The sequence below is a fragment of the Ferrovibrio sp. genome (assembly GCF_025869515.1).
GTDB lineage: Bacteria > Pseudomonadota > Alphaproteobacteria > Ferrovibrionales > Ferrovibrionaceae > Ferrovibrio.
In genome coordinates, this window is the sequence record NZ_JAOZVR010000065.1 from 1 (window position 1) to 7,423 (window position 7,423).

The window sequence follows — 7,423 nt, forward strand, 5'->3', positions numbered from 1 at the left end:
CCTCCGCCGACAGATCGATGCTGCCCGACGAGAAGCCGCCGTCCTTGCCCCACACGACCCACAGCTTGCCGGCGCCGGAATTGGCGGCCTGGCTGCCCAGCACAATATCGCCGATACCATCGCCGTTGAGATCGCCCACGGCCATTTCGGTCACTGCCGAGTCGGTTCCGGTGAAGCGGACGCCATTGCTGCCATTGAAGGCGGCAATATTCACGCTGCTGTCGGCCGTGTAGTCGGTGCTGCCGAACAGGGCAAAGCCGCCGGCGCCCGTCTCATTCCACCCGAGAAGGTCCTGCATGCCGTCGCCGTTTGCATCGCCGCCACTGGCCACCGCACGCGCCAGCGGATCAGTGCCCGCAACGTCGAAGTTATTGAGAATCAGCCCGCCGGCAGCGGTGGCCATATTCGCCGCGAAACTGCCGGAGGAATTACCGAATGTCACCTTGGCTGGGCCATAATTGGTCTGGCCGTCATTACGAGCGCCTACGTTGGTCACGATATCGGCATAGCCATCGCCATTCAGATCGGTGACACCCATTGCCACCGCCATATTGAACTTCGACGACACACCGACACCCTCGATGCCGCTATAGGCAGTTGCAGTCGGCGTATTGGCGATGCCGTTGGCGCCGCCCAACCAGAGTGCGAGCGCAGGTGTGGTCGCTGAGGCGGAGCCGTTTACGGCCGTGCTGTTGGCCACCGAAACGAACAGGTCGGCATAGCCATCGCCATTGAAGTCGGCCACCAGGGGCGTGCCGGTCGAGCCATAGCCGATGCCCCATGAAATGGTCTGATCTGTTACATTGTCTGGCGTCGTGCCGCCCAGGCGTATTCCGGCCGTCGTGGCGGTGATTCCCTGGATGGTATCGTCGAAACCGTCATTGTTGACATCGCCGATCCCGACCACGCCCTCAAAGGGCGACAGTTTGAACACGGCCGGACCATTGGCCGCCGCGCTGGCATAGTCGCCGCCATTCAGTTTGGTGGCCAACGAACCGGCCTCACCAAAGAGCACACCGTTGCTGCCACCGACCGTACGGCCGACTGCCGCCAGCAGGTCGACGGCGCCATCTCCGTTAACATCCCCGAAGGTCAACTGATTCACCGATGGCAGACCGCTGCCTGCACGCACTCCCACGGAGGCCAGCGACATCTCGTCCGACTTCACGGTCAGGTTGACAGTGGCGGTATCGGTGCCGCCATTGCCGTCGGAGATCGTGTAGGTGAAGCTGGCTGCGCCGTTATGGTTGGCCGTTGGCGTAAAAACGATATTGCCGTCCAGGTCGAAAGCGACCGTGCCGCCGACTGCACCCTGCACTGACTGGATCGTCAGCGGGTCACCATCTGGATCGCTGTCGTTGCCAAGCAGCATGGCAGTAGACAGCGTGAGCGGCTTGTCCTCAAAGGTACTATAGCATTTCAGCGGCGTGGTCAGCATGCCTTCGAAAGTCTCGCCTGACACCACATCGATGGTGCCACTGTTTGAACCGACCACCAGATCGTTCTTTCCGTCGCCATTCATATCCGTGATGGACAGAGCAGAGCCGATGCCCTGACTGGCGGCACCGGTGATGGTGGTAAACAGCACGGGATTATTGGTCGACAGGTCGATGCTGCCCGAGTTGAAGCCACCCTGCTTGCCCCAGACCACCCACAGCTTGCCGGCACCGGAATTGGCGGTCTGGCTGGCGATCACGATGTCATCGATGCCGTCGCCGTTGAGGTCGCCGGCGGTCATCTCGGTCACTGCTGCGCCCGCACCGGTAAAGCGCACGCCGGTGCTGCCGTTCAGCGCGGCAATATCCACGCTGTTGCCGGCCGTGTAGCTGGTGCTGCCGAACAGAACGAAGCCGCCGGTGCCGCCCTCGTTCCAGCCGAGCAGATCCTGCTTGCCATCACCATTCACATCGCCGCCAGCGGCCACCACACGCGCCAGCGGATTGCCGCCGCCGACGTCGAAGTTGCTCAGCAGCACGCCGCCCGCACTGCTCGACATGTCCAACGCGAAGTTGCCGGCGGAATTGCCGAAAGTCACCTTGATCGGGCCGTAATTGGTCTGGCCGTCATTGGCGGCACCAACATTGGTCACGATATCCGCATAGCCATCGCCATTAAGATCGGTTGCGCCCAGGGCATAGGCGGCATTGAAGAGCGACGACACGCCCACCGGCGTGATCCCGCTATATGCGGTCGCGGTCGGCGTGTTGGCGATGCCGCTTCCGTTGCTGTTGCCCAGCCACATCGCCAGCGCCGGCGAGGTCGCCGAGGCGCCGTTGACCGCCGAACTGTTCGCCGCGCTCATGAAAAGATCGGCATGGCCATCGCCGTTGAAATCGGCCACCACCGGGTTGCCCGTGGTGGAATAACCAATCCCCAGCGACAGGTTCTGATCCGCCACGTTGTCGGTGGTCGCGCCGCCCAGCCGGACCGAGGCCGTGGTGCTGCCCGTGGCAGTGATGACGTCGATAAAGCCGTCGTTGTTGATGTCGCCGATGCCGGCCGTGCCGTTGTCGCTGGTGAATTTGAACACCGCCGGGCCGTTGGTCGCCGCGCTGGCGAAGCTGTCGCCGTTCAGCTGCGTGGTCAGCGAACCTGTCTGGCCGAAGATCACGCCGTTGCCGCCGCTCAGGCTGGTGGCAGTGTCCACCATCAGGTCGATGGCGCCGTCGCCATTCATCTGGCCCGTGCTTATCTGGTAGATCGATGACAATCCGGTGGCTGCACGAACGCCCAAGGATGACAACGGCACACTCGCAAAGACGGAACCACCATTGTTAACGGCATTCGGATTCTGGTTCGGCACAGTTCTGCTCCCGTTTTTTAGGTGCGATTCGCATTGCCTATGCTACCCCAACTAAACCCTTGATGTACTACAGTTGCATGATGCACACTTTTGGGAAGGCGTATTTATGAGGATGGGCTATCGGCATGCGGAGCCGATTGCCCTTATAAGATGCCGTGGCGCTGAACGCGGGGCGGCTTCTTTTACCGAGAGGCATCGCTCAATGCCTCAAATGGTTAAGAGGGTAGTGGGGGAATTTAGTGGAGCAGGTGGCAGGCAGGCCGGCTGAAGGCGACAGGGGACTCCTCTGCCTCGCGTTGATCATGCGCGTGCTCGGCCGGCCGGTCGATACAGGGCAGCTACTGCACAGATTTGCCAATCCGAGTGGGCAGGCTTCCAGCGAGGAGATTGTCCGCGCAGGCCGCCAGCTCGATCTGAAAATCCGAAAAATCGCGACGAGCTGGCAGCGGCTCGCTCGCACACCGCTGCCGGCCATTGCCGGCCTGAGGGATGGCGGGTTCGTCGTCCTGGCCGCGGTCCGTGAAGAACAGGGCAGGGAAGGCGTACTGGTCGCCGACGGGCATGACGGAAAAGCCAGGCCAATGACGCGCGCCGAATTCGAGGCGGTCTGGAACCAGGAATTGATTCTGGTGACAACGCGGGCCGATCTGGCCGGCGCCCAACGCCGCTTCGACGTATCGTGGTTCATCCCGGCCATCGTAAAATACCGCAAGATGTTCGGTGAGGTGCTGGTTGCCTCCTTCATCATCCAGTTGCTGGCGCTTGTCGCACCGCTGATGTTTCAGGTCGTGATCGATAAGGTCATGGTGCACCGGTCGCTCTCGACACTGGATGTCCTGATCTTTGCGCTCGTCGCGATTGCCGTTTTCGAAGCGGTATTCGGCGGACTGCGAGCGTATCTTTTCTCCCACACCACAAACCGGGTCGATCTGGAGCTTGGCGCGCAGCTATTCCGTCATCTCATGGGACTACCGCTGGCCTATTTCGAAGCGCGACGCGTCGGCGACAGCGTCGCACGGGTGCGCGAGCTGGAGAATATCCGCAATTTCTTGACCGGTTCGACCGTCACGGTCGCAGTGGATCTCGTATTCACGTTCGTCTTTATCGCCGTGATGTTCGTGTATAGTCCATTGCTGAGCTGGATCTGTCTGGCGGCAGTGCCTTTCTATATCGCCATTTCACTGGCTGTGACTCCGACGCTGAAACGTCGCCTCGATGAAAAATTCGTCCGTGGCTCGGAGAACCAGTCGTTCCTGGTCGAGCGTGTCGGCGGCATCGAGACGGTGAAAGCGATGGCGGTGGAACCGCAGATGCAGCGTCGCTGGGAGGAACTGCTGGCGGCTTATGTCCGGGCTTCATTCCGCGTCGGAAATCTGTCCAACTTCGCCAGCCAGGCCGCACAGCTGATCAGTAAAATAGGGACGGCGGCAATACTCTGGGTCGGTGCCCAGCTGGTCATCGGCGGCGAGCTGACAGTGGGCGAATTGATCGCTTTCAATATGCTGGCGGGGCGTGTCAGCGGCCCGATCCTGCGGATTGCCCAGTTGTGGCAGGACTTCCAGCAGGCGCGAATCTCTATTGATCGTCTTGGTGATATCCTGAATACGCATTCGGAAGCCGGCATCAGCGCGGGCCGGCAATCACTGCCGCAACTGCGGGGCCACATTGAATTCGACCGCGCAACATTCCGCTACAGGCCCGACGGCCCGGAAATCCTGCGTAATCTCTCGCTGGTGATTCCGGCCGGACAGATTCTGGGCATTGTCGGACCATCCGGTTCGGGCAAGAGCACGGTGACCAAGCTGGTTCAGCGTCTGTATGTACCGGAAGCAGGCAAGGTCAGTGTCGACGGCCTCGATCTGAGCCAGATCGATCCCGCATCGCTACGTCGTTCGGTCGGCGTGGTGCTGCAGGAAAACACGCTGTTCAGTGGCAGCATCCGCGAGAATATCGCGCTGGCTGATCCCGGCGTGCCGCTGGAGCGAGTCATCGTTGCGGCCCAGCTGGCCGGCGCGCATGATTTCATTGTCGCCCTATCGCAGGGCTACGATACGGTCGTTGGCGAACGTGGCTCGACCCTGTCCGGCGGCCAACGGCAGCGTATTGCCATCGCTCGAGCGTTGATCGGTAATCCGCGCATTCTGATTTTCGACGAGGCAACCAGCGCGCTCGACGTCGAATCCGAAGCGGCTATACACGCCAACATGGAACATATCTGCAAGGGGCGAACGGTTCTGATCATTGCCCATCGACTTTCAGCCGTACGCATGGCGCATCGGATCATCACGATCGACCACGGCCAGATTGTTGAGGATGGGGCGCCAGAACAATTGATGCACCAAGGTGGCCGGTTCGCGACGATGATGCGGCAGCAGGCCGGAGGGCTCCATGTCGTCTAATAGTGGCGGACAATCGATCTGGGGAGGACTGCGCAACGCGGCGGAGATTGCCTATGCCGCCTGGAAACGCGAGAAACAGCGAGGGCCGCAGCAACCGCGGCAGCGCAATGAAGTAGAATTCCTGCCGGCTGCGCTGGAGATTCTCGAAACCCCGGCATCGCCGACGGCGCGCTATACTTTCTGGGCCATGACTGCGTTGCTAGCCGTCAGTCTTGCCTGGTCATTTGTGGGGGAGCTCGACATTGTTGCGATCGCCGAAGGACGCACCATTCCCGCGGGTCAGAGCAAATTGATCCAACCTTTGGAGCCGGGGGTGGTTCGCGCCATCCACGTGCAGAATGGGCAGCATGTCGGGGCCGGCGAGAACTTGGTTGAACTCGATTCGACAGCGGCCGGCGCGGATATGCGGCGCCTGACCTCGGAACTGGTTGCCGCGCGCCTTGATGCGGCGCGGCTTGAAGCCGCGGCAATGCCCACCGAAGCCCTCAGGAGGTTTGTGCCACCGATCGGGACACCGAAATACCTCGCTGATCTCCATACCGCGATGCTTGCCAGTCAGGTGGATGAGCATCTAGCCCGCTTGGCAGGATTGGATGCGGAGCTGGACCGCCGCAAGGCGGAGCGCAAATCAGTCGAAGCCGATATCGCCCGGCTCGAGAATGCCTTGCCGTTGCTGCGAACTCGCAGTGATGCCAGAACCGAACTGGCACAAAAGGGGTTTGGTTCGCGGCTGCTGGCTCTCGAGCTCCAGCAGCAGCAGGTCGAGATGGAATACACACTCAGGGGCCAGCGACACCGCCGGGAGGAAGCTTCTGCCGCGCTCGAGGCCCTGCAGCGCCAGCGCCGCCAGATCCAGTCCGAGTATCTGAAGATAGTGCTTAGTCAGCGCGATGAGGCCCAGCGTAAGGCCGGCGCACTTGAGGAAGAGTTTCTTAAGGCAGAGCAGCGTCACGGGCTACAGACCTTGACAGCACCACTGGATGGTATGGTTCAGCAACTGGTGATCCATACCATCGGTGGTGTGGTGACACCGGCGCAAGTCCTGATGGTGATCGTGCCCGACAATGCCCCGCTCGAGGTGGAGGCCACGGTCCAGAACCGGGATATCGGCTTCATCCAGCCTGGCCAGGATGTTGAGGTGAAAGTCGAGACGTTCCTGTTCACGAAGTACGGGACTATTCCGGGCAAGGTGATTTCGGTCTCCCGGGATGCTGTCCAGGACGAGAAGCGGGGGCTGATTTATCCGATCCGGGTGGCGCTCGAGCGAAGCTCAATAAACGTCGAGGGCCGCCAGATTGAACTTGGCGCCGGCATGGCGCTGACCGCAGAAGTCAAAACGGATCGCCGGCGTGTCATCGATTATCTGCTGTCGCCAATCGCCCGCTATCGACAGGAAAGTCTGCGCGAGCGGTGAGGCTGGCGGTTCCGGCGGCGTGCTGAAATAGCCGTGAGTCTAAGGCTCAAGAAGGGGTTTTGCGGGACAGGTGTTTAAGTGTGATCAAGGGATGTTAGTCCCACTAACGTTATGATTCCGATTCGACTCCGCGACTAAAGTTTGGAGCGGAACTGGACTGGCATTTGATCTGGGACGAGTCGATGTAAGTCTCTGAAGCGGATAGGTTGGGGCTAGCATGCCTATTGAGACGGTTCAGAGCTTGTTCTGTCCCTCAATGATTGAGAGACTGTCCCATGCCCGTGGGTGATCTGTACTTTTTTGAACTAAATTGGCAGTGATCCGAATCATTGCAGATTAGGATTCCGGCGAGGGCTGGAGCCTGGTCGATTGATTTTACATTATCTCGGGGGCGGCTGATCGAGATGATCCAGACTATCTGTCTCGGTAGGCTATCCGCATCAGTAGTGCGGGGGGCGCTCACTCATTGGGCCTGGTGCCGACTTCGCTTCGATTTCACTTAAGCGACCAGTAAGGGACTCGACCTGGCGCGTCAGTTTGTCGATCTGCGCCCACTGCTTGGTAATAGTCTGATTCAAGGCCTCAATTGTTTCATCTTGATATGCGATGCGCACTTCAAGTGTATCGATCCGATCGGAAGCGTTGTCGGTGCCCATAATCAAGTCCTTTGCTCACAGTGTATTTTGTCACTTAGCTTCGTCAGATAATATCTTCAGCCAATTGCCATGAGGCTATGCGTGCGCCTTTGGGTCAATGATCGTGAGCGGCAGGGCGAATAGCCGCTCGACCCAAGCGCCGATCTGCAGG

Annotated in this window: 4 protein-coding genes; 2 read left to right on the plus strand and 2 right to left on the minus strand. The window is 60.1% G+C overall.

Translation table 11 applies throughout. The annotated features are described in order from the left end of the window. Nucleotides 1–2,677: FG-GAP-like repeat-containing protein (locus OJJ21_RS10740; RefSeq protein WP_297686021.1), on the minus strand; the 2,677-nt coding region annotated here is incomplete at its 3' end. Between the two features lie 374 nt (nucleotides 2,678–3,051). Here OJJ21_RS10740 and OJJ21_RS10745 point away from each other — a divergent pair. Further along, nucleotides 3,052–5,202 carry a type I secretion system permease/ATPase gene (locus OJJ21_RS10745; protein WP_297686027.1) on the plus strand — a complete coding sequence of 717 codons (2,151 nt, stop codon included), beginning with the start codon at nucleotides 3,052–3,054 and terminating at the stop codon, nucleotides 5,200–5,202. Further along, on the plus strand, nucleotides 5,192–6,616 hold the full coding sequence (locus OJJ21_RS10750; RefSeq protein WP_297686023.1) for an HlyD family type I secretion periplasmic adaptor subunit: 1,425 nt from the start codon (nucleotides 5,192–5,194) through the stop codon (nucleotides 6,614–6,616). Before OJJ21_RS10745 ends, OJJ21_RS10750 begins: the two co-directional genes overlap by 11 nt. A 440-nt stretch (nucleotides 6,617–7,056) precedes the next feature. On the opposite strand, the gene OJJ21_RS10755 is transcribed toward OJJ21_RS10750, so the two are convergent. Further along, on the minus strand, nucleotides 7,057–7,272 hold the full coding sequence (locus OJJ21_RS10755; RefSeq protein WP_297686025.1) for a SlyX family protein: 216 nt from the start codon (nucleotides 7,270–7,272) through the stop codon (nucleotides 7,057–7,059). Between the last annotated feature and the right edge of the window lie 151 nt (nucleotides 7,273–7,423).